Below are 21329 nucleotides of genomic sequence, written 5' to 3'. Positions count from 1 at the left end.
TTCGCGGTAGGCTAGCCTGACGCGATGGCGGACTGGCGACAGGCCGCGATATCGGCGATAACGGAGAGAGCCAAAGTTTGGGCATCTCTCGCTTTTTCGAACAGGCCAATCGGTGCCTTGATCCGGGCTATGGCCTCATTGGAATGGCCGCTTTGTCGCAGCCGTTCCACGCGTTTTTGGTGAGTTCGGGCGCTGCCAAGGGCACCGATGTAAAACGGTCGCGATTTCAACGCTGCTTCAAGCATGGGCATTTCCAGGTCGAGATCGTGTTGAAGCAGAGCGACCGCCGTATCATCATCGATCAACGAAACATCAAAAGTGCCAACCGCGCCATGGTCGTGAACGACGACGTCATAGCCCGCGGCTTTTGCGACCTGTGCAGCCGTTTCGACTTCGAGTGAGCGCCCAGACAAAAGAACGCGGACGGCAGGTCGGTAGGACGTTATGAAGACATCGTCATTCCAACCGGCTTTACCAATGACGCTACCGAGTGACAGGCGCTGGCTGTGTGGAGCATAGGAAAGCCATCCAGTCTGGCGATTTTTAACAAGCGCGACGGCGGAACAGAGCGGCGTCACATCGCGAACGAGATGGACGGCAACGGTAATGCCACCGCCACATGGAAGGACGATATCGAAGAAGGGCGACCCCTCCCCCAGCATCACGAAACGGTCGTGACCTCCGGCGATTGCCTGTAGGGCCTCAGCGGCGATAGCTGCCTCCGTGCAACCGCCTGACACGTAGCCGCAATAACGACCGTCATCGGCAACGGCCATTTGCGCTCCGAGCGGACGTGATGAGCCACCTCGGATTTCCACCAATGTGCAGAGCGCCACCTTGTGACCGGACATCATGGATTCTATTGCAAAATTCAAAACGTCGAGCGCGTTGTCTGTCGAGAACGCTTTTTCCGGTACGGGCATTTCTGGAGATGTGCCAGCACCAAAGACATGGAACTGCCGGGCGTCGACTTCGTTATGCAGGCTGAGATTGGCGGTTTCAGTCATGATAGGCTCCTGCGTCGTGACGCCCTGATTGAACGCCTAATCTTTCGGAATGTGGGTTGGTTCCCAAACCCGGGACATTCATTTGCACCGCCACGCTCTTTCGGCATGACATTCACCACGGACCTGCACTAAAGATTAGGTGGCGCCACACATAAACGGAGGCGCCTCCGTTTAATCTAGTGACTTGCGATCATTCGTCAAGCCTTTTCGCGTGGAGTGAGATAAAAGTGCCTATGGAGCGACCACAACCATCATCCAAGCAGCCTCGATTACGGGCAGACGCACGCCGTAATCGGGAAAAGCTGCTGGAGGTTGCGGTTCTGGCATTTTCGGAAAACGGTGCGGCTGCTTCTCTGGAAGACATTGCCCGGCGCGCAGGTGTCGGAATTGGTACACTCTACCGCCATTTCCCAACGCGAGAACATCTGGTCGAAAACGTCTATCGTCGCGAACTGGAACTTCTGGCGACCACCGCCACCGAACTGATAGCGCAGGAAAAAGCGGATGTCGCGCTTGCAGAATGGATGGACCGCTTCGTCAGCTACATGGCGGCCAAACGCGGCATGGCCAGCAGCCTAAAATTGCTGTTCACATCCAATTCCACGCTTTTCAACGAAGGCTCCAGGCTTCTGCACCAGACATTCGGCCAACTCCTGAAAAACGCTATCGATGCTGGCGCGATCAAGGGCGACATCGAACCCGCAGATGTTCTGAGTGCACTCTTCGGCATATATTCGATCCCGGAAGGACCGGACTGGCGCGAGCGAGCGCACAGAATTGTCCGCCTCGTCATGGACGGATTGCGGCTTCCAACGGCACCAGAATTATCGAAGTGAGACGAAAATGGTGTTGCGCTCGCTGGACGTTGCCCAAGTGGGAACGTGCCTGCTGAGTAGGCTAACACGTCGCTGAAGATGGTAGAATATATCGACTACTATTCCGCCTGAATACGATATTCTATTCCATTTTCAGCGCCGTACGTGGAGATTTCTTCCTCGCCGCTATTAAAGCGTTTCTCTATGTTCGCCTGAAACAAGGAGCCATAGATGTTTGCCAGAGCCATAACCAAAGTTATTTTCGGACTTTCGATTTCGCTCGCTACACTGGCGAGCACTCAGGCTTCAGCAGACGCTACGCTGGACCGGATCAAAGGCCGTGGCAAGCTGACTGTCGGCGTTATTCTTTCTGGTGCACCTTTTGGTTTTATCGATCCCAAGTCGCAGGAGCAGAAGGGTTACAATGTTGACCTGGCGAAAGCGCTGGCTGCCGATCTCGGTGTCGAGCTGGAAACAGTGACGGTAACGCCGCCGAACCGGGTACAATTTCTGCAGCAGGGCAAAGTCGATATCCTCATTGCCAACATGCAGTACACCGACGAACGGGCAAAAATTCTCGATTACGTGCCGACACCTTATGACCGTGCCGGTGGCGCTGCCGTTGTGCGCAAGGATAGCGGCTTGAAGGATTGGGCTGACCTCAAGGGCAAGCCGGTTTGCATCTCGCAGGGTTCGAACTACGCCCAGCCGTTGGCCGAAGAATATGGAGCCATCGTTAAGGCGCTGCCAAGCCAGCCGGAATCGCTGCTTGCGCTTCAGGGCGGCAACTGCGTTGCTGCCGTGCATGTCGGGGCGACTGTCGGCTTGCTGCTTGTTGACCGCGCCGACGAATGGAAAGACTACGCTATTCCTTTCCCGACAGAGTTGATCCCGTCCGATTCCGTGATCTGGCTCCGTAAGGATGAAAACGATACCAAGACCGCACTCGATAACGCCGTGAAGAAGCTGCACACCTCGGGCAAATTGCTCGAAATGGCAAAGACGAACCGCTTGCTCAATACCAAGTATCTGGAAGAAGAGAACAAAAAGCTTTCTGCCGCCCCATGAGCGGAGACCAGCGGTAAATCCTTATGAATGATGTGAATCTTACCAGCCTGTTTGTCGATCTGACGAGCAGGCTGGGTCTCAATTATGAATTTCTGGCGACGGGTTACGAGGCGCAAATCTGGCGAGATGGTTTCATCACCACGCTTTATCTTGTCGCCATCACCATTCCCGTCAGTCTGATTTTCGGATTGTTGTTTGCAGCCTGCCTGACCTCAGGCAGGCTATGGCTGTCTGCGCCGGTGCGAGCGTTCGTTGAGCTCACGCGCAACACGCCGACGCTCGTGCAGCTCATGTTCAGCTTTCTCGTGCTCAATACATTTGTCTCCAATCTGTTTGGCGGCGCGCAGAACAATCCGCTTTCCCCCTTCTTCTGGGTGGTGGCCGTGGTTGGGCTGCATGTTGCGGCGTTGCACGCGGAAGCCATTCGTGGCGGCATCGAAGCGGTACCCTCCTCGATGATAGAAGCGGCACGCGGCATGGGCTTCAGCCAGTTCGAAATCCTGCGTTACGTGCAGATACCGCTGGCATTTCGCGCATCCCTGCCCGCCATCGTCAACGGGCTCATCAACCTGGTCAAATCGACAACAGTGGGCAATGCCATTGCCGTCAGCGAAATCACCTATGCGTCGATCATGGTGTGGACGCAGCGCGACAATGTGGTCGAACTGATGATCGTCCTTCTGGCGTTTTTCAGCCTGATCAATTTTCTGATCGCCCGCGCCGGTTTGTGGGTAGAGCGCAAGCTCGCCATTCCGGGGTACGGCCTATGAACATGAAACCGACCCAGGCACCCAAGGCAAGCAGCCGTGTTCTACGTTATGCCGGTTTTGTCGCCATGCCGCTGCTGGTTGTCGTCTGGTCTCTCATCGACCTGACACTTGGCAAGGAATTGCTGGACTGGCTTCCCTACCTCGCCTCCGGCTTTTCGATGAATATCGTGATCGCACTCTGCGCGATTACGATCGGGACCACGGCTGGCGTTCTACTCGGCCTTATGCAACTGGCGCCTTACTGGTTCATTCGCTGGCCAGCAGCAATGTACGTCCAGATTTTTCGCAACGCGCCAGCGCTCGTGCTGATCTTCGCCACCACCTATATCTTTCCGTTCGAGATCGTGCTGTTCGGCAATTATCTGCCGTTTCCGGACTGGATCAAGGCCGTGATCGGCCTCGCCATTCTTGCCAGCGCCTACATCGCCGAAATCACCCGTGGTGCCGTCGTTTCCATACCGACAACGCAGTGGGAGGCGAGCAAAGGACTTGGCTTTTCCCGCATGCAGGCCCTTCGCTTCGTCATCCTGCCGCAGTGTGTGCGCCGTTCGCTACCGCCATGGATGAACGTGGCCTCTTCGATTGCCATGGGGACATCGCTGGCATCCCTTGTCGGCGTCCATGAATTGATGCATGCGGCAACAGATGCGAGCACTGCCGTGCGCAGGCTTGATTTCACCATCATCGCCTATGTCGTTGTCATGGCTGCGTTTTTCACGCTCTGCTACCCGATCGCCCGGCTTACCCGCCGCCTCGAACAGCGCTTCAACGCGGGCTGAAGGATTTTAAAGATGACTGTATCCACCGATACCGCGATCGTGAAACTGGAAGACGTGCATCTGTCTTTCGGGAATACACAGGTGCTCAAGGGCATAGATCTCACGGTCAACAAAGGCGACGCCGTTTCGATCATCGGCCCCTCAGGCTCAGGGAAGTCCACCCTGCTACGCTGTATCAACGCGCTGGCAATGCCGCAAAGCGGTAAGATCACCGTCGCGGGCACACGGGTCGATGAGCTGACGAAGGAGAGCGAGCGCATCGAACTGCGCAAGCGGGTTGGCATCGTATTCCAGCAATACAATCTGTTTCCGCATCTGACCGTTCTCGACAATATCGTGCTTGCGCCAACGCGGATTCTCGGCGCCAACCGCACGGCAACCGAGAAACTTGCCCGCGAGTTGCTGGAGAAAGTCCGCCTGTCCGAGAAGGCAAACGCCTATCCCGGCCAGCTTTCCGGTGGCCAGCAGCAGCGCGTGGCCATTGCCCGCGCACTGGCTATGAAACCCGACCTTGTTCTGTTCGATGAGGTGACATCCGCGCTCGATCCTGAAACCGTTGGCGAGGTTCTGTGGGTCATCCGCGACCTCATCCGCGATGGGATGACCAGCATCCTCGTGACCCACGAAATGCGGTTTGCAGAAGAGATCAGCGACACGGTCGTGTTTACCGAAAACGGTCGCGTCGTCGCTCACGGTTCGCCGAAGGAAATTTTTCACGACACCGACAATGCCCGCATCCGACAATTCGTCGGCGGCCTGTCCGGCGCCCGCGCCTCGGTGCGTGATGGCGAAGGTATCTGACCATGGAGAATGCCACATTCACCTCTGCCTTTGCCAAGGCAATCGTCCAATCCGATCCGAGCGGTGATCAAGCCGCAATGGATGCGGCGCGCACGGCGATCACGGATTTTTTGGCTTGCATGATTGCTGGTGCCAATGACCGCACGACGGGTGTTCTCGCCCGTGTGATAGGCGCCAATTTGCCGGGAAAGGCAATCCTGGTCGGTCAGGCTAGACAAACAGATCCGCTGGTTGCGGCGGTGCTGAACGCCTATGCGGGCCATCTGCTTGACTATGACGATGTTCATGCAAGCGTGCGAGGCCACCCGACAACGGTAATTGTGCCTGCACTGCTGGCTCTGGCCGCTGAACGGACCTTCAGTGCGGAGGCTTTCATTGCATCCTACATCGTTGGGCTGGAAGCCATGGCGCGGCTGGGGCTTTCTCTGGGCTCCAAGCATTACGAGAACGGATTTCACGCCACCGCAACGCTTGGCCCCGTGGGCGTCGCAGCCGCGATCTGCCATCTGAACGGTTCCTCAGTGGAAGAAACTGCCATTGCGCTTGGATTGGCCGCAACGCAGGCAGCCGGGCTGCGGTTGCAATTCGGGTTTGATGCAAAGCCTTATCATGCTGGCATGGCCGCACGGTCTGGCCTTGTCGCGGCACGATTGGCAGCGGCGGGCTTTGGTGGCGCGCCTGATTTTCTGGACAATCCGGTCAGCTTCTACGCCGCCTATGCGTTTGGTGCAGGACAGCCGGAACTGACGAGCAAAAACTGGGCGCAACCATGGCAAATCGTATCGCCCGGCCTGACGCTGAAAGCTTATCCCTGCTGCACGGCCAGCCATCCCGTTGCCTCACTGGGAATAGACCTTCACGGTGAAGGGCTGAAAGCCGAGCAGATAGACACGATCACCTTCACCTACCCCCCAGGTGCGGACGCGGCTTTGGTGGTAACGAAGCCGAGCAATGGCATCGAGGCGCGGTTTAGCCCGGAATATGTGTTTTCCGCAGCGTTGCTCGACGGTGCTTTGCGGCTTGGTCATTTCGACGAACGGCCGGTGGAAGACCGCATCATGGCGCTCGCAAGCCGTGCCAGCCGCCACCATGATACGTCGGTTCCCCGTATGTCGAGCGATCCAACCACGCGGTTCGTCGTGCTGGATATCGCTATGAACGACGGTAGTACAATCAATCGCCGCTTCGATGGCCTGCCCGGCGTCACAGATCCAACAGAAAAATTCCACGACGCAACCGCTGGCAACCCCGCCTTTGCGGATATTCCAGACCTTGTCCGCAGCATGAGGAGCGAGGCCGATTTTGCCCGGCTTCTTGCGCTGCTCAATCAGAACTTCGTTTGACGAGAGATTTTACCATGAGTGCCAAGAGACAAATCCATCTGGGTCTTTTCCTTCAGGGTGCGGGCCACCACGTTTCCGGCTGGCGTCACCCGAAAGCGGAAGCAGGCAGCGAAAACTTCGATCTGCTGCGCCGCGTTTCGCAAATGGCCGAGCAGGCAAAGTTCGATATGGTGTTTCTGGCGGACGGCCTGACCAGCGGCGTGGATGCGCATCCATCCACCATCGCCCGTTTCGAACCACTGACATTGCTTGCGGCGCTGGCACTGGTAACCGAAAAGATCGGTCTTGCCGCCACGTCCTCCACAACCTATGGCGAGCCCTATCACACGGCGCGCTCCTTCTCCTCGATCGACCATCTGAGCCATGGCCGTGCCGCCTGGAACATCGTGACGACTTCCTACGCCCGCACAGCCAACAACTTCTCAAAATCGCATCCCGAGCATGACGAGCGTTACGCTGTTGCAGAGGAGTTCGTGAATGTCGTGCGCGGTCTATGGGACAGTTGGGACGATGACGCTTTCATCAAGGACAAGCAAAACGGTGTCTATGCCGATCCCAACAAGGTGCATATGCTGGACCACGAGGGCAAATATTATTCGGTCAAAGGTCCGCTCAACATTCCGCGTTCACCACAGGGTCATCCGATCCTGATTCAGGCCGGCTCTTCCGGCCCCGGTCAGGATTTGGCCGCTCGTACGGCGGACGTGGTGTTTACGGCTCAGCAAAGCCTCGCCGAAGCCCAGGCCTTCTACAAAAGCCTGAAATCCCGTGTCGAGAAGTTCGGTCGCCACCCCGATGACGTGGCCGTCATGCCGGGCTTCCTGCCGGTCGTCGGCCGCACCTCCAAAGAAGCTGCGGACAAGCTCGCCGAACTCGACCAATGGACAGAGCTGAAAAGCGCCATGCCGCTTCTCGAAGAGCGCATCGGACACAGCCTTACCGATTACGACCCAGACGGCCCTTTGCCGGAGTTGCCGATTTCCGACCAACTGCGCAGCCGCGCCGAACTCTTGACCGCTCTGGCACGCCGAGAGAACCTTACAATCCGCCAGTTGGCCCTTCGTGTTGCCGCCGGTCGCGGCCACCACATCGTCCTCGGCACGCCAGTGGAAATTGCCGACCGCATGCAGGAATGGTTCGAAGGACGCGCCGCCGACGGATTCAACGTCATGCCGCCATTCTTCCCGGAAGGCCTTGAGGATTTCACGCAGCTTGTCGTGCCGATCCTTCAGGAAAGGGGTCTGTTCCGCACAGAATATCAGGGGTCAACGCTGCGCGATCACCTGGGTCTCGCGCGCCCTGCCCTTCCGCCGAGTTAACTTGTGATTGCGATACACATTTAAAGGGCGCATACCAGAGTTCGCTCAGCAGCTTTCCTTCGGACGTTGCTCGTAGCTTTCGTCAGGATTGCCACATGAACGTGCAAGAGATGACGGCGCCTGAATGTCAGGCGATGCTTGAAGCCAACAGTATCTGCCACTTGGGTTGCATCGCAGCGGGTAAGCCGTATGTGGTGCCGATCCAGTACGTTTATCAGGGCGGCATGCTTTACGCATTCTCCATGCCCGGCAAGAAGATCAAGAGCCTGCGGGACAATCCGCATGTCTGTCTTCAGTTGGATCATGTGGAGACGAAACGGGAGTGGCAAAGCGTTCTGGTAGAAGGACGTTACCAGGAGTTGCCCGATAACGAAAAATGGCATGGGGAACACATCTATGCCTGGTCTCTTCTACAGAAGAAGAACGACTGGTGGGAACCAGGCGCGTACAAGCCGGCGAAGACAGAGCTGTCCAAAACCGCTTCACTGCCAGTCTTCTTCAGTGTTCAGATTGAGAAACTCTCGGGCCGCCGTGCGAGAAGCGATTAGGATGATCAGATGCGCGAGCCGTTGGATTATCACGATCAAAATGACAAATTCAGCACCGAGAAACTACTGACATTCAACGTCGGCTCGTCGTCCGTCAAATTCGGCGTATTCATCCTAAAGGCAGGTACTCCCCTTAGCGTCGGCAAAGGCATAATCGAGTTTCAGCGGAATTGTTTGAAGTTTCAGTTCGGAGGCGCTGAGAAATCAGAGATTGCACTTCCAGCAACTTCTAAGACTTGCACCAGTGGGGTTGTCGATGCAGTATTTACAGCGCTAGCAACCCATTTTGAAATAGTAGACATCACAGCCGTTGGGCACAGGATGGTGCATGGCGGCGACCTGTTCCGCGGCGCAGTGCCGATTGACGAGAAAACCCGTACATCAATCGAAAGCCTTCTTCCTCAGGCTCCGCTCCACCAGAAACACAGTCTTCAACTGATTGACGCAGTCTCAACGCTGCAACCGGACATCTTTCAGACCGCGTCCTTCGATACTTCGTTCCACAGCACCAACAGTACGCTTGTGAGACGATATGCACTGCCCCGTGCCCTGCATGACCAAGGGGTAAAGCGTTTCGGTTTTCACGGCTTATCCTACTCTTTCGTCGCTCGCGAGGTGGCCCGTATTGCTCCAGACGTTGCCGACGGAAAAGTCGTGGTCGCTCATCTTGGTAGCGGCTGTAGCCTTTGCGGGATGGAAGGTGGAATAAGCCGCGATGTCAGCATGGGATTTTCTACGCTTGACGGCATACCGATGGCGACACGTTGTGGCGCGTTGGATCCGGGCGTACTGCTCTATTTGCTTGCCGAGAAGAAACACACACCGGAAGAGCTAGAGCATCTTTTATATCACGAAAGCGGCCTATTAGGCGTTTCCGGCATCAGTTCAGATAGTCGCGAACTGCTTGAAAGTGGTCGACCAGAGGCAAAAGAAGCCATTGGCCTATTTGCGTTTCGAACCGCTGGCGAGGCCGCACGTATCGTCAGCACGCTGGGCGGGATAGACGCATTCGTCTTCACAGCAGGCATAGGCGAGCACCAACCGGCCATAAGGGCTGCGATCTCGTCACATCTTGGTTGGCTCGGCCTTGAGATCGACCAAAAGGCGAATAACTCAAATGCCCAACTCATCAGCAGCCCGGACAGCAGGATCAAGGTCTTCGTCATTCCGACAGACGAGGAACAGGTGATCGCAGACGATACCTTCCGCTTGCTGACAGCGCTGCAGACCAACTGAACCAAGACATCGAGCAATCACATTTCCAAACGGGAGAGGAATACTTTCTTATCCGTTGGCGAACGGCAGTACCCAATGCCACAGGAGCGATTATGGATCATCTCAGTCACACCGAAAAGCCTCTCGATAGTGAAGAACTTCACAAGATCGACGCGTGGTGGCGGGCGGCTAACTATTTGAATGTCGGTCAGATTTATCTATCTGCCAATCCTCTATTGCGTGAACCGCTGCAGGTCGAACACATTAAGCCAAGACTGCTGGGGCACTGGGGCACCTCTCCCGGCCTGAATTTGATTTACGCTCATATGAATCGTCTTATCAAGAAATTCGACCTCAACACAATTTACATGGCTGGCCCCGGTCATGGTGGCCCTGCACTCATCGCAAATGTTTACCTTGAGGGTAGTTACACGGAGTTTTATCCTGACGTGACGCAGGACGAGGTAGGGCTCCGGCGTCTGTTTCGCCAGTTCTCGACGCCTGGCGGAATTCCTAGCCATGTCAGTGTTCCCACGCCAGGCTCGATCCATGAGGGCGGGGAACTCGGTTATGTCTTGGTCCACGCATTCGGAGCCATTATGGACAATCCACATCTCCTTGTTGTTGCCGTCGTTGGCGATGGTGAAGCGGAAACGGGACCTTTGGCTGGGAGCTGGAAAAGCATCGACTTCATCAACGCCGCGCGCGATGGAGCAGTCCTTCCGATCCTGCACCTCAACGGATACAAAATCGCTGGCCCTACAGTCCTTGCACGCCATAGCGATGAAGACTTGCGCAAGTTCTTTGAGGGCCAAGGCTACGAGCCCTATTTTGTCGAGGGTGACGTACCAGAGGTCATGCACCAGCTTTTTGCCGCTGTGGTTGAACGTGCTGTCTCAAAAATCCGTTCGATACAGTCATCGGCTCGTGGCGGCATTTCCAACAACAGGCCGCGTTGGCCGATGATTGTACTGCGGACGCCAAAAGGTTGGACGGGGCCGAAGGTCGTTGATGGCATCCCGATCGAAGGCACGTTTCGAGCCCATCAGGTGCCTGTATCTGAGGTTCTGACGAACCCTGAGCATCTGACCATTCTCGAAGATTGGATGCGCAGCTACAAACCGGAAGAGCTGTTCGATGACAATGGAACATTCCGTGCAGAATACGCCGATCTATCGCCCGCCGGGGAGTTGAGGATGGGGTCAAATCCGAATGCAAACGGCGGCAAGTTGACAAAGCCTCTCAATCTCCCGGACTTCAATTCTTACGCTGTTAATTTCGAGCATCGAGCCCGTGAGCGCATGGGCTCGACAGCAGTGCTGGGAGAATATCTCGGGGATATCTATGTCAACAACCCGCATAACTTTCGCTTGTTTTGCCCTGACGAAACCAATTCCAACCGGCTCGGAGCAATTTTTGAAGTCAGCGATCGCTGCTTGGTCAGCGACATACTTCCGGCAGATGATCACGTCTCGCATGATGGTCGTGTTATGGAAGTTTTGAGCGAGCACTGCTGTCACGGATGGCTTGAAGGATACACGCTCACTGGCCGGCATGGCCTTTTTGCCACCTACGAAGCCTTTGCCATGATCGTCGATTCCATGTCGATGCAACACGGCAAGTGGATGGAACATGCTAAACACGTCCCGTGGCGGGCCGATATCCCGTCACTCAATTATCTCCTGACATCGACCTGCTGGCGCAATGATCACAATGGCTTCAGCCACCAGGGACCAGGCTTTATCGATACCATCATCCATCGCAAACCAGCAGTCGCCCGCGTTTATTTGCCGCCGGATGCAAATTGCCTTCTCTCCGTCGCTGACCACTGTTTTCGAAGCCGCAATTATCTCAATCTTATCGTCATCGACAAGCAGCCGCAGTTGCAGTGGCTGACGATGGAAGAGGCCCGTGAGCATTGTGAAAGAGGTGCTGGCATCTGGGACATGTACAGCAACGAACCAGATGAGCCGGACGTTGTAATGGCCTGCGCAGGAGACATCCCAACCCAAGAAACAATTGCTGCAGCCTGGTTGCTTCGTAAATATGCTCCGGGTTTGAAAGTCCGTATTGTCAACGTCGTCGACCTGATGCGGCTATGTCCCGCGGATCGCCATCCCCATGGAATGGGGGATATCGAATTTGCAGAAATTTTCACGACAACTGCACCTGTGGTCTTCACCTTTCATGGTTATCCGGGGGTCATCCATGATCTCTTGCACGGACGTGAAGCGCACGACCGGTTCCATGTGCGCGGCTACCTTGAAGAAGGAACAACAACCACGCCGTTCGACATGGTTGTTCTGAACAGGATCAGCCGTCTACATCTTTGCTTGGACGTATTGCGGTACGTTCCAAAAATGCTGATCGACGGTGCGAGCCTGCTTGCGTACTGCACAAACACCCTCGCAACACATAACGATTACATCCGCGAGCATTTTGACGATCTGCCGGAGATTAAAAATTGGGTCTGGAGCTCTTGAGCGGATACGAACCATCGATCTATTAATTGAAACGCGACCTGCTTGGGTCCGTATTGTCGCCCCGGTTATTTAGAAGAGTGTAACGGAGTCGGCACAACCCACGTATTTCTGATGGTTTATATCATCTATGGAGACAAGTATCGACCGCGCCTCAGACCAAATCAGCGCTGTTTACTCCGTCTCATGTCGAAACTCACACCCTTATTTCACACCGTTCGATAGAAATGCCTGAAGCTCTGGCGTCTTTGGATTTGCGAAGAGTTCTGCAGACGGACCGGCTTCCCAAATCTTGCCCTGATGCATGAAGACGGTGATATTGGCGACGCTACGGGCGAAATTCATTTCATGTGTTACCAGCAACATGGTCATGCCCTCACGGGCAAGTTCTTCGATCACGAGAAGAACCTCACCCGTCAGTTCAGGGTCCAGAGCCGACGTTACCTCATCGAACAGCATCACTTTCGGTCGCATTGCCAGCGACCTTGCTATGGCCACACGCTGCTGCTGGCCACCCGAAAGCATTTCCGGATAGACTGAGAACTTATCGGCAAGCCCGACGCGCTCTAGTGCCTTTCGAGCCAAATCATCTGCATCAGGCTTCGACACCCCCTGAGTAATACGTGGGGAGAGCATGATGTTTTCGCCAACTGTCAGGTGGGGAAACAGATTATAGCTCTGAAAGACGATACCGACATCCTTGCGCAACGCCCGGAGCTTGGCTTGATCCTGCTCTACCTTATGACCAGCCGCGTGAATGCTTCCCGACTGGAATGCCTCCAGCCCGTTAATGCAACGCAACATGGTGCTTTTACCGGACCCGCTGCGGCCGATGAGTGCCACGACCTGCCCGGTTTCGACACGCATCGAGACGCCTTTGAGAACTTCAAGCGCGCCATAGCGCTTGTGAACATGATCAATGGCTACGACCGACATGGAGAACCCTTTCAAGATAACGGCTTAGGCGCGACAGAGGAAAGCAGATGAAGAAGTAGATGAGCGCAACCACCATGAAGACCTTAAACGGTTCAAAGGTGGCGTTGTTGATCAACTGGCCAGCGCGCGACAATTCGATAAAACCGACGACCGAGACGATCGATGTGTTCTTGACCAATTGCACCAGAAAACCCACCGTTGGCGGCAGCGATATTCTCAAGGCCTGCGGCAGGATGATGTAGCGATATTGCTGAGCGCGGGTCAGCGCCAGGGAGGCCGAGGCTTCCCACTGCTGAAACGGCACCGCCTGGATCGATCCACGCCAAATCTCTGCCAGATAGGCCGAAACATAGATCGCCAGCGACGCAGACGCCGCCAACAGAGGTGGGATATCAAAGCCGATCAACGTCAGGCCGTAATAGGACATGAACAGGATCATCAGGACCGGAATGGACTGGATGACCAAAATATAGCCGATGCCAATGGCACGCAGAACCCCGTTTTGCGCCAGACGCATGATGGCGATAGCGCCACCGAAAGCAGCGCCGATGCTGAAGGCGATCGCTGTCAAAACAACGGTCCACCCAGCCGAGCGCAGCAGGAAAAGAAATTCAGGCCAACCGAAAGAGGTCATCAGGCGGCACTCCCTTTGCTGGCGATTGCGGGAGTGACATCAGGCTTGACACGCTTACCAAAGAGAACGTGACCCAACCCGATCAAACCGAGCTTCAACGTCAGCGCAATGACCAGATAGGCAATGGTTACGATGATGTAGCTTTCGAAGCTGCGGAACGTGCGCTGCTCAACGATGGCAGCGGAACCGGAAAGTTCTGGCACGGAAATAAAAGAGCAAATACTGGAGGCCAAAAGCATCAGTACGAACTGACTGGACAGTGCTGGCCAGACCTTGGCGAACGCTGGTTTCAGTATGATGTAACGGAACACTTGAAGCCTGCTGAGCGCCAGTGACAGGCCTGCCTCAAGCTGAGATTTGTGTGTGGAATCGACACCTGCCCGGATGATTTCGGTCGAATAGGCCGAGAGGTTCAGCGTCATAGCAAGCAGCCCCGCCTCGATACCCGACATTCGCAAGCCCAGGAGCGGAAGACCGAAAAATATCATGAACAGCTGTACCAGAAACGGCGTGTTGCGGAGAAGCTCGACATAAGCGTCAACACAAAAGGCAACGATGCCACCGGCAAGGCTGCGCAACCCGACGAGCAGAATAGCCAGCGCCGTTCCCAGAATGATCGCACCGGCGGAAAGTAGGATAGTGAGCTTGATCCCGTTCAGGATCAGGTCGGTTTCAGCCAACACGGGTTCGAACTGAAGTGTGAAACTCATGATCTGTGTCCTTGATCTAGCCGCTCGTCATAGCAAGCTTGGTGCCGCCGAAGCGGCACCAAAGTCGCCCTAGTAAGTCGGCAGCTTCGGGAGCGGCGATCCGACCCATTTTTTGGAGATCGCGTCCAGTTCCCCGCTGGATTTCATCTTCTCAATAGTGCCGTTGAGCCATTGCTGAAGCTCAACAGCGTCCTTTCGAACAGCCATTGAATTGGGCTGCATGGAGAAAAAGAACTTCGCTTCAATGGTAGTTTCGCCGCGCGCCTTCATCGCAGCATTGGATTGTGCTTCAGGACTGGCAACAGCCTTGACCTGATGCGAGAATAAAGCCTGCATCGTCGTCGCATCATCATCGAAACGTAAAACCGTAAGGCCAAGCTCACGCTCGCGATCAACCAGTTGATGTTCGACGCTGGAGCCGCGGTTGACGCCGACCATCATGCCCTTCAGGCCCGACCAGTCGGTGATTTGCTCGTCCTTGCTGGCATAAATGCCGACCTGAAACGCGCTGTAGGGATTGGTGAAGGTGACGGCCTTTTCACGTTCCGGCGTTTTGGCCAGCGTTGCGACCAGAAAATCGACCTTGCGTGCTTCCAGCGCTGGAATACGCGATGGCGGCGTCAGTTGCACCATCTCGACAGGCACACCCATATATTTGCCGACGAGGGTCGCGACATCGGCATCGTAACCGATGGCATTGCCCATGGCGTCTACCGACCCGAAAGGAGGAGCGCCCACAAGCACGCCGATCTTGACCTTGCCTCGTTTGACGATTTCATCGACGCTTTGCGCGTAGGTTACGGTGGCCGTCAGCATACTGGCGCAGATTGCGACCATGGCACCGGCCAGTTTAAATGATTTGGAAATGCTCATCACTCTCTCCCTTGTTGATTGAGCTTACGGTCTTGTCGTCCTGTCGAATCCGGCCTCCCCGTCGGATGTCGTCAGCTGTCCTTTCTGACGATGTTGATGCAGGGCGCGCCTGCCAGGCGATGCGCGATATTGTCTGCGATCGTTTGCTGGCGCCGGCGTACCGTCCCATGGGTCCATCCCGACATGTGCGGCGTCATGATCAGGTTTTTCAACGTGTGAAATGGCAGGCTGGACGGCAGCTGTGTCGGTTTGCCGGGACCTGGATAGGTGTACCAAGTGTCGATCACCGCCCCGCCGATCTTTCCTTCATTCAGCGCATCGTAAAGCGCTTGCTCATCGATTGTCGGGCCGCGCCCAACGTTGAAAATGACACCATCGGCCTTCATTTTGCTGAAGGAGTCGGCATTGACGATACCGGTGGTTGATGGCGTCATCGGCACCGATACCACGATGTAGTCAGCCGTCGGCCAGAAGTCGGCCAGTTCATTCAGCGTGAAGGACTGGTCCACCACCTCGGATTTTGCAACGGGGCTACGATTAGCGACGCTGACCTTCATACCGAACGCCTTGGCGCGCCGGGCGAGGGCCTGACCGATGTGGCCAAAGCCAAGCAGCCCGATCGTCTTGCCACAGACTTCATCATGGAGACGGTCTCGCGAGCCGGATGAATAGACCCAATTGCCCTGACGCAATTTGGTATCGGCATCGTCAAGTGGAACGTGACGGTTGAGGATAGCGGCGAAGACATATTCCGCAATCGCCGGGTCATGGCCGAAACAGTTGCACACCATGGCGCCTGCAGGCAGTAAGTCCAAATTGACGGCGTCATATCCAGCGCCCGGCACATGGAACAGAGACAGGTTTTCGGGCTGCGGCAGGGTGGCATCGAATTTGACGCCGACGATCACATCGGCGGTGGCATAGGCCTTCTTCTGCTCGTCTGTTTCCAGCACATCCGGCAACAGGATGATCTGCGCGTCTTTCGGCGCCAGATCAGCAAAACCATGGCTGAAGCAGGCGGCATTTTCACCGTGAAACACGATGCGTTGCATTGTCATTCCCTCCCCGGAATTCTAAAAATTGGCTCGATGCTGCAATCCAGCAGCCGTGGGTCCAGACCCGACTCCATCGTATTGAACATCGAGTCCACGAAGGCGATGAGCTGGTTCGAAGCCGAGACCGCCGCATCCATATGCCGGTTGGCGACAGCGCTGAGTACGGCGAGATGGCAATCGATGGTGGGCGTCAGATCGATCTGCACCGAGCAGTGGGTGTGATGGATGAAGCCTATGCGTCGAAAGATCGTGTGAAGCGGACGCAGCGTGTGCTCGAGGAAAGGCTCGCTTGCTGCCGCCAGCAGAATCTGATCGATCCGCCGGTCGATATCATTGAAGTCCGCCAGAGTGATCTCGTCGCGTTTCGCCTTCAGTGCCCGCGCGATATGCAGCATCTGATTGCGATGCGACAGGCTGGCACGCTCGATTGCCAGCTTGACGACGAAACGCTCCATATCGCCGCGCAGCTGTAAAAGCATCCGCTCCCGCGCAAGATCAATCGGGGCAACCTTCAGACCATGACGGGGAACGATCGTGAAAAGCGTATCTGCAGCAAGACGATTGACGGCGTTGTGAACCGGGGTGCGACCCAGACCGGTCAAGTCCTGCAACTCCTGCACGGTCAAAGACTGGCCAGGCTTCAGCTCGCATTTGATCAGCATTTCCTCGATGCGCTGGTAAGCAAGCTCAAAGAAATTGACGCGGTTGCGCCGCGGCGAAATTTCGCCCTCCTTCACCAAGGATGGAACCGTACGTTTTTTCGCCATGAACGATCTCCTCCCGTCACGACAGAGCTCATTCCGCTCATCTGCAAAAATGTTTAAAACATGTTGTGAAATATTACAAGCATGATTATTGTCTGCATCCAAGGGAGAGGTGCGACAGGCAAGAGGGCCGGCATCGCGTTGGGTAGGAGAGACACCGTGAAAATCACACAGATCGAGACACTGAAAACCGAAGAGTTTTCCAATGTCCTATGGGTCCGCGTTCACACGGACGCAGGGATCATCGGGCTTGGGGAGACATTTTACGGTGCGGGTGCCGTTGAAGCGCATATCCATGATACGCTGGCGATGCGCCTGCTGGGCAAAAACCCGCTGCACATCGAAGCGCTGCACAGGGAGATGACCAATCTTCCCATGGCGCAGGCATCGACCGGTGCGGAGTCCCGTGCAACGTCGGCGATCGACATTGGCCTTTGGGATATCTTCGGCAAAGTTTGTGATCAGCCCGTCCATCAGATGTTGGGCGGTCTGTGCCGCGACAAACAGCGTGTCTACAACACATGTGCTGGCTACAAATATGTACGATCCCACAACATCAAGCCGGTTTCCACCTGGAACCTCGGCGATGCGAACGGTCCTTACGAAGACCTCGACGGGTTCATGAACCGCGCCGACGCTGTGGCCGAAAGCCTACTGGAAAGCGGCATCACCGCCATGAAAATCTGGCCATTTGATCCGGCCGCCATTGAGAACCACGGCGTGCACATCACGCCTGAGCAGATGAAGAAGGCCGTCGAGCCCTTCGAGAAAATCCGCAAAGCGGTGGGCGATAAAATAGAGATCATGGTCGAATTCCACTCACTGTGGAACCTGCCCACCGCCATCAAGATCGCCCGTGTATTGGAGCAATACCAGCCGACATGGTACGAAGATCCTATCCGCATGAACTCGCCGCAGGCACTCAGCGAATTTGCGCGGTCCACGACCGTTCCGGTCTGTGCGAGCGAAACACTTGGTTCGCGCTTTCCCTACAAGGACATGCTGGACCGCGACGCGATGCAGATCGTCATGGCCGATCTCTGCTGGACCGGCGGCCTGACGGAGGGCCGCAAGATCGCCGCACTGGCCGACACCTATCACCGCCCCTTCGCCCCCCATGACTGCATCGGCCCTGTCGGTTTCATCGCGGCCATCCACGCCTCCTTCAGCCAACCCAACACGCTGATCCAGGAATCCGTTCGCGCTTTCTATACCGGATGGTACAAGGAGCTTGTGGACAATGTCCCGGTGATCGAGAATGGCTATGTCCTGCCGATGGAAGGTCCGGGACTGGGTGTCGACCTTCTTCCTGCCGTCTATGAACGTTCGGACCTCAGCGTCCGTCGCAGCACCTTGTGAGGCCCACCATGACAAATCCACTTTTTGATCTCAAGGGGCGCACCGCGCTCGTCACCGGCTCTTCGCGCGGCCTTGGTCGCGCCATGGCGGAAGGCTTTGCTGCTGCCGGTGCGCATGTCATTATCAACGGCACCAACGGCGAACGCGTCGCCAGTACAGTCGCCGATTTCACGGCAAACGGCTATGAAGCCAGCGCCTCCGTCTTCGATGTCACCTCGGAAGAGGCCATCAAAGCGGCCTTTGCAGATTTCGACGCACAGGGCGTGGAAATCGATATTCTCGTCAACAATGCCGGTATTCAGTTCCGCAAACCAATGGTCGATCTGGAAACGGCAGACTGGCAACGGGTCATTGACACCAACCTGACCAGCGCCTTCATGTTGGGCCGCGAGGCGGCACGCCGCATGATACCGCGTGGTCGCGGCAAGATCATCAATATCGGCTCCCTCACCAGCGAGTTGGCGCGCGCCACCGTCGCACCCTACACGGTTGCCAAGGGCGGCATAAAAATGTTGACCCGGGCCATGGCCGCCGAATGGGCACAGTTCGGCATTCAGGCCAACGCGATCGGACCTGGCTATATGATCACCGATATGAACCAGGCCCTGATCGACAATCCTGAATTCGACGCGTGGGTGAAAGGCCGCACGCCTGCGAAACGTTGGGGCAAACCGGAGGAACTGGCGGGAACAGCCGTCTACCTGGCGTCAGGGGCATCGGACTATGTCAACGGCCAGATCATCTATGTCGATGGCGGCATGCTTTCGGTGCTGTGACACGGGCAGAAACTAAGTACCGGGAGGAGATAGAACCATGCGAGGGATCATCATCCACGCAGCCAAAGACCTGCGCGTCGAAGAGGTGGACGAACCGGAACTGGCTTCGAACGAGGCAAGTGTCCAGGTTTCAACAGGCGGCATTTGCGGGTCGGACTTGCACTATTATCACCATGGCGGGTTCGGAACGATCCGCGTTTTGCATCCGATGGCGCTTGGTCATGAGTTTGCAGGCGTCGTGGCCAAAGTTGCCGACGGCGTGTCGCATCTCGCTCCGGGCATGCGCGTCGCCGTAAACCCCAGCCGGGCCTGTGGACACTGCCGCTTTTGTGCTGAAGGCATGCAGAACCAGTGCCTCGATATGCGCTTCATGGGCAGCGCCATGCGCGTTCCCCACGTTCAGGGCGGCTTTCGCGAAACCGTAACGGTCGATGCGTCGCAATGCGTGCCGATTGCCGACAGCCTGTCCATGGGAGAGGCTGCGATGGCTGAACCTCTGGCAGTCTGCCTTCATGCGGCCAAGCAGGCGGGCTCACTGCTGGGCAAGCAGGTGCTGATCACCGGCGCCGGGCCAATCGGCGTACTCTGCGTTCTGGTGGCACGGTTCGCCGGTGCAGCCCGCATCGTCGTTACGGATGTAGCCGACGAGCCGCTTATGACTGCAACAAAAATCGGGGCCGATGAGGTCATCAACGTCGCCAAAAATGGTGCCGCGCTCGACGCCTACAACAAGGACAAGGGAACGTTCGACGTCCTGTTCGAAGCATCGGGCAATCAGGCAGCGCTCGCATCCGCACTGGACGTGTTGCGACCCGGTGGCGTGATCGTGCAGCTTGGGCTAGGCGGACAGATGACGTTGCCGGTCAACACAATCGTCACCAAGGAACTTCAGCTTCGCGGCACGTTTCGTTTCCACACCGAATTCGCTGAAGCCGTCGATCTGATGGGCAAAGGCCTGATCGATGTAAAACCACTTATCTCGGCAACCTTGCCATTTACATCAGCAACAGAAGCCTTCGACTTGGCCAGTGACCGGTCACGCAGCATGAAGGTTCAGCTTGATTTCACGCGGAGCAATCCATGATTTCGATTGTGCCCCAAGCCTTGACGCAGGAAAAATTTGCACCGTATGGATTGGTTTCCGGTCTGACGGCGGCAGGTTCCCTGCTCATTGAAGGAGCTTTCGATGCGACGGAAGATGCACAAAAACCGGTGATTCAAATCGTCAAAATCGAATCACCTCAAAAGACTATTCTCATCAAGCAACTGGAGGCTCACCCTTTTTCGGCGCAGACTTTCCTGGCACTGGATATGGCGCCCTCCCTGATCGTCGTTTGTGACTGGAAGGGAACCGAAGGACCGGACCTGGCAACGCTCAAAGCCTTCATCGCCCAGCCAGATCAGATCGTTACCTATCGACGGGGCGTCCTGCATCACAAGATAACGCCACGCGCACCATTAGCGACGTTCGCGATGGCGATGCGACAAACGGATCGAGGCGACGACACGGTGCTGTACGCACTTGGTGAACCAGTGAGTATCGATCTATCTCTTTAGAAAGCTCGCTCCTGCCCAGTTCTTGAGGCGGAAATGCTCTAAGTATAAGCGTGGGTAGCTACGCCCTGCTTCTCCCGGGGCGTTCCATATCGCGCGACCGAATTCTGGTTCTACATGCTACAAATGGGCCTGCGCAATTGCCGCTTTGGACAACACGTTCACGAATATCATTTGATATCGGTGCGGTCATCAGATGCTGGCCTCCATCCAGCCAACATCAGTGAATCACATCAGAACTGATTTGGGAACCAAAACCGATTCAGAAAAACGTGGAAACGCTCTAGGTTCTGGTCGAAATGGATGGCGAATGCCACGTTTTCTAAGACGAGATTGGACAAACCCATGCAAAAGCCGGCTCGTATCGCGACGCATTTCCATGTGGTGTAAAATGTTTCTGACGAAATAGACAGCGTGCTGGGCGCTAATCCTGGGGAACAGGATATTTCGGCTCTGGTGTATAGTGGTTGGCCGTCTGCATGTGCTTCGATCCGGAATCTTCCATCGAATGCGCGAGGAGTAT

The 21329-nt window shown here is 56.0% G+C and carries 21 protein-coding genes; 14 read left to right on the top strand and 7 right to left on the bottom strand.

Annotated elements, in window-relative coordinates:
- Nucleotides 1-11: 11 nt before the first annotated feature.
- Nucleotides 12-1007: an XdhC family protein gene (locus QRN55_RS02750; RefSeq protein ID WP_284774616.1), complete on the bottom strand. Its 996-nt coding sequence runs from the start codon at nucleotides 1005-1007 to the stop codon at nucleotides 12-14.
- 233 nt (nucleotides 1008-1240) lie between these two features.
- Here QRN55_RS02750 and QRN55_RS02745 point away from each other — a divergent pair, with 233 nt between their 5' ends.
- The 10 genes from QRN55_RS02745 to QRN55_RS02700 all read left to right on the top strand — a co-directional run bounded on the left by QRN55_RS02745 (nucleotide 1241) and on the right by QRN55_RS02700 (nucleotide 12148).
- Nucleotides 1241-1843 carry a TetR/AcrR family transcriptional regulator gene (locus tag QRN55_RS02745; RefSeq protein WP_284774751.1) on the top strand — a complete coding sequence of 201 codons (603 nt, stop codon included), beginning with the start codon at nucleotides 1241-1243 and terminating at the stop codon, nucleotides 1841-1843.
- Between the two features lie 210 nt (nucleotides 1844-2053).
- On the top strand, nucleotides 2054-2890 hold the full coding sequence (locus tag QRN55_RS02740) for a transporter substrate-binding domain-containing protein (protein WP_284774614.1): 837 nt from the start codon (nucleotides 2054-2056) through the stop codon (nucleotides 2888-2890).
- A gap of 23 nt (nucleotides 2891-2913) precedes the next feature.
- Nucleotides 2914-3660: an amino acid ABC transporter permease gene (locus QRN55_RS02735; RefSeq protein WP_284774612.1), complete on the top strand. Its 747-nt coding sequence runs from the start codon at nucleotides 2914-2916 to the stop codon at nucleotides 3658-3660.
- Nucleotides 3657-4439: an amino acid ABC transporter permease gene (locus tag QRN55_RS02730; protein ID WP_502871274.1), complete on the top strand. Its 783-nt coding sequence runs from the start codon at nucleotides 3657-3659 to the stop codon at nucleotides 4437-4439. The genes QRN55_RS02735 and QRN55_RS02730 overlap by 4 nt, the downstream gene beginning before the upstream one ends.
- Nucleotides 4440-4451: 12 nt before the next feature.
- Entirely contained in the window at nucleotides 4452-5240 is a 789-nt protein-coding gene (locus tag QRN55_RS02725; RefSeq protein WP_284774610.1) for an amino acid ABC transporter ATP-binding protein, read from the top strand.
- A gap of 2 nt (nucleotides 5241-5242) precedes the next feature.
- The gene (locus tag QRN55_RS02720) at nucleotides 5243-6583 is read left to right on the top strand and encodes an MmgE/PrpD family protein (RefSeq protein WP_284774608.1); all 1341 of its coding nucleotides are present in this window, start codon (nucleotides 5243-5245) and stop codon (nucleotides 6581-6583) included.
- A gap of 14 nt (nucleotides 6584-6597) precedes the next feature.
- Nucleotides 6598-7902 carry an LLM class flavin-dependent oxidoreductase gene (locus QRN55_RS02715; protein ID WP_284774606.1) on the top strand — a complete coding sequence of 435 codons (1305 nt, stop codon included), beginning with the start codon at nucleotides 6598-6600 and terminating at the stop codon, nucleotides 7900-7902.
- Nucleotides 7903-7997: 95 nt separating this feature from the next.
- Nucleotides 7998-8450, top strand: coding sequence for a pyridoxamine 5'-phosphate oxidase family protein (locus tag QRN55_RS02710; RefSeq protein WP_284774604.1), 453 nt, complete (start codon nucleotides 7998-8000; stop codon nucleotides 8448-8450).
- A 9-nt stretch (nucleotides 8451-8459) separates the two neighbouring features.
- Nucleotides 8460-9686 carry an acetate/propionate family kinase gene (locus QRN55_RS02705; protein ID WP_284774602.1) on the top strand — a complete coding sequence of 409 codons (1227 nt, stop codon included), beginning with the start codon at nucleotides 8460-8462 and terminating at the stop codon, nucleotides 9684-9686.
- A gap of 92 nt (nucleotides 9687-9778) precedes the next feature.
- Complete coding sequence (locus QRN55_RS02700) at nucleotides 9779-12148, top strand: phosphoketolase family protein (protein ID WP_284774600.1); 2370 nt, start codon at nucleotides 9779-9781, stop codon at nucleotides 12146-12148.
- Between the two features lie 201 nt (nucleotides 12149-12349).
- On the opposite strand, the gene QRN55_RS02695 is transcribed toward QRN55_RS02700, so the two are convergent.
- From QRN55_RS02695 to QRN55_RS02670, 6 genes are all read right to left on the bottom strand, one after another.
- A complete protein-coding gene (locus QRN55_RS02695; RefSeq protein WP_284774598.1) occupies nucleotides 12350-13081 on the bottom strand; it encodes an amino acid ABC transporter ATP-binding protein in 732 nt (243 codons plus the stop codon).
- Nucleotides 13062-13715 carry an amino acid ABC transporter permease gene (locus QRN55_RS02690; RefSeq protein ID WP_111839330.1) on the bottom strand — a complete coding sequence of 218 codons (654 nt, stop codon included), beginning with the start codon at nucleotides 13713-13715 and terminating at the stop codon, nucleotides 13062-13064. Before QRN55_RS02690 ends, QRN55_RS02695 begins: the two co-directional genes overlap by 20 nt.
- The gene (locus QRN55_RS02685) at nucleotides 13715-14425 is read right to left on the bottom strand and encodes an amino acid ABC transporter permease (RefSeq protein WP_233123656.1); all 711 of its coding nucleotides are present in this window, start codon (nucleotides 14423-14425) and stop codon (nucleotides 13715-13717) included. Before QRN55_RS02685 ends, QRN55_RS02690 begins: the two co-directional genes overlap by 1 nt.
- A 69-nt stretch (nucleotides 14426-14494) precedes the next feature.
- Complete coding sequence (locus tag QRN55_RS02680) at nucleotides 14495-15298, bottom strand: transporter substrate-binding domain-containing protein (protein ID WP_112500170.1); 804 nt, start codon at nucleotides 15296-15298, stop codon at nucleotides 14495-14497.
- Nucleotides 15299-15369: 71 nt separating this feature from the next.
- A complete protein-coding gene (locus QRN55_RS02675; protein ID WP_284774593.1) occupies nucleotides 15370-16356 on the bottom strand; it encodes a 2-hydroxyacid dehydrogenase in 987 nt (328 codons plus the stop codon).
- Complete coding sequence (locus tag QRN55_RS02670; protein WP_284774592.1) at nucleotides 16353-17120, bottom strand: GntR family transcriptional regulator; 768 nt, start codon at nucleotides 17118-17120, stop codon at nucleotides 16353-16355. The genes QRN55_RS02675 and QRN55_RS02670 overlap by 4 nt, the downstream gene beginning before the upstream one ends.
- Before the next feature lie 156 nt (nucleotides 17121-17276).
- Between QRN55_RS02670 and QRN55_RS02665 the strand changes: the two genes are divergently transcribed.
- From QRN55_RS02665 to QRN55_RS02650, 4 genes are read left to right on the top strand one after another with little or no spacing between them, the layout of a single operon-like run.
- A complete protein-coding gene (locus QRN55_RS02665; protein ID WP_233123658.1) occupies nucleotides 17277-18476 on the top strand; it encodes a mandelate racemase/muconate lactonizing enzyme family protein in 1200 nt (399 codons plus the stop codon).
- Between the two features lie 8 nt (nucleotides 18477-18484).
- A complete protein-coding gene (locus tag QRN55_RS02660) occupies nucleotides 18485-19252 on the top strand; it encodes an SDR family oxidoreductase (protein WP_111839335.1) in 768 nt (255 codons plus the stop codon).
- A gap of 37 nt (nucleotides 19253-19289) precedes the next feature.
- A complete protein-coding gene (locus QRN55_RS02655; protein ID WP_284774588.1) occupies nucleotides 19290-20336 on the top strand; it encodes an L-idonate 5-dehydrogenase in 1047 nt (348 codons plus the stop codon).
- Complete coding sequence (locus QRN55_RS02650; RefSeq protein ID WP_284774583.1) at nucleotides 20333-20809, top strand: ureidoglycolate lyase; 477 nt, start codon at nucleotides 20333-20335, stop codon at nucleotides 20807-20809. The genes QRN55_RS02655 and QRN55_RS02650 overlap by 4 nt, the downstream gene beginning before the upstream one ends.
- The last annotated feature ends 520 nt before the right edge of the window (nucleotides 20810-21329 follow it).

It is taken from the genome of Agrobacterium sp. lyk4-40-TYG-31 (genome assembly GCF_030209855.1).
Lineage (GTDB): Bacteria > Pseudomonadota > Alphaproteobacteria > Rhizobiales > Rhizobiaceae > Agrobacterium > Agrobacterium vaccinii.
The sequence above is the reverse complement of the archived record's forward strand: the minus strand, read 5'-3'. Positions and strand labels throughout refer to the sequence as shown.

Bases quoted from the DNA above. Each gene is read 5' to 3' on its own strand.
- QRN55_RS02715 (WP_284774606.1), top strand. From the start codon at position 6,598: ATGAGTGCCAAGAGACAAATCCATCTGGGTCTTTTCCTTCAGGGTGCG.
- QRN55_RS02660 (WP_111839335.1), top strand. From the start codon at position 18,485: ATGACAAATCCACTTTTTGATCTCAAGGGGCGCACCGCGCTCGTCACC.
- QRN55_RS02685 (WP_233123656.1), bottom strand. From the start codon at position 14,425: ATGAGTTTCACACTTCAGTTCGAACCCGTGTTGGCTGAAACCGACCTG.
- QRN55_RS02735 (WP_284774612.1), top strand. From the start codon at position 2,914: ATGAATGATGTGAATCTTACCAGCCTGTTTGTCGATCTGACGAGCAGG.
- QRN55_RS02700 (WP_284774600.1), top strand. From the start codon at position 9,779: ATGGATCATCTCAGTCACACCGAAAAGCCTCTCGATAGTGAAGAACTT.
- QRN55_RS02740 (WP_284774614.1), top strand. From the start codon at position 2,054: ATGTTTGCCAGAGCCATAACCAAAGTTATTTTCGGACTTTCGATTTCG.
- QRN55_RS02710 (WP_284774604.1), top strand. From the start codon at position 7,998: ATGAACGTGCAAGAGATGACGGCGCCTGAATGTCAGGCGATGCTTGAA.
- QRN55_RS02725 (WP_284774610.1), top strand. From the start codon at position 4,452: ATGACTGTATCCACCGATACCGCGATCGTGAAACTGGAAGACGTGCAT.
- QRN55_RS02705 (WP_284774602.1), top strand. From the start codon at position 8,460: ATGCGCGAGCCGTTGGATTATCACGATCAAAATGACAAATTCAGCACC.
- QRN55_RS02690 (WP_111839330.1), bottom strand. From the start codon at position 13,715: ATGACCTCTTTCGGTTGGCCTGAATTTCTTTTCCTGCTGCGCTCGGCT.
- QRN55_RS02670 (WP_284774592.1), bottom strand. From the start codon at position 17,120: ATGGCGAAAAAACGTACGGTTCCATCCTTGGTGAAGGAGGGCGAAATT.
- QRN55_RS02650 (WP_284774583.1), top strand. From the start codon at position 20,333: ATGATTTCGATTGTGCCCCAAGCCTTGACGCAGGAAAAATTTGCACCG.
- QRN55_RS02730 (WP_502871274.1), top strand. From the start codon at position 3,657: ATGAACATGAAACCGACCCAGGCACCCAAGGCAAGCAGCCGTGTTCTA.
- QRN55_RS02720 (WP_284774608.1), top strand. From the start codon at position 5,243: ATGGAGAATGCCACATTCACCTCTGCCTTTGCCAAGGCAATCGTCCAA.
- QRN55_RS02680 (WP_112500170.1), bottom strand. From the start codon at position 15,298: ATGAGCATTTCCAAATCATTTAAACTGGCCGGTGCCATGGTCGCAATC.
- QRN55_RS02695 (WP_284774598.1), bottom strand. From the start codon at position 13,081: ATGTCGGTCGTAGCCATTGATCATGTTCACAAGCGCTATGGCGCGCTT.
- QRN55_RS02675 (WP_284774593.1), bottom strand. From the start codon at position 16,356: ATGACAATGCAACGCATCGTGTTTCACGGTGAAAATGCCGCCTGCTTC.
- QRN55_RS02655 (WP_284774588.1), top strand. From the start codon at position 19,290: ATGCGAGGGATCATCATCCACGCAGCCAAAGACCTGCGCGTCGAAGAG.
- QRN55_RS02745 (WP_284774751.1), top strand. From the start codon at position 1,241: ATGGAGCGACCACAACCATCATCCAAGCAGCCTCGATTACGGGCAGAC.
- QRN55_RS02750 (WP_284774616.1), bottom strand. From the start codon at position 1,007: ATGACTGAAACCGCCAATCTCAGCCTGCATAACGAAGTCGACGCCCGG.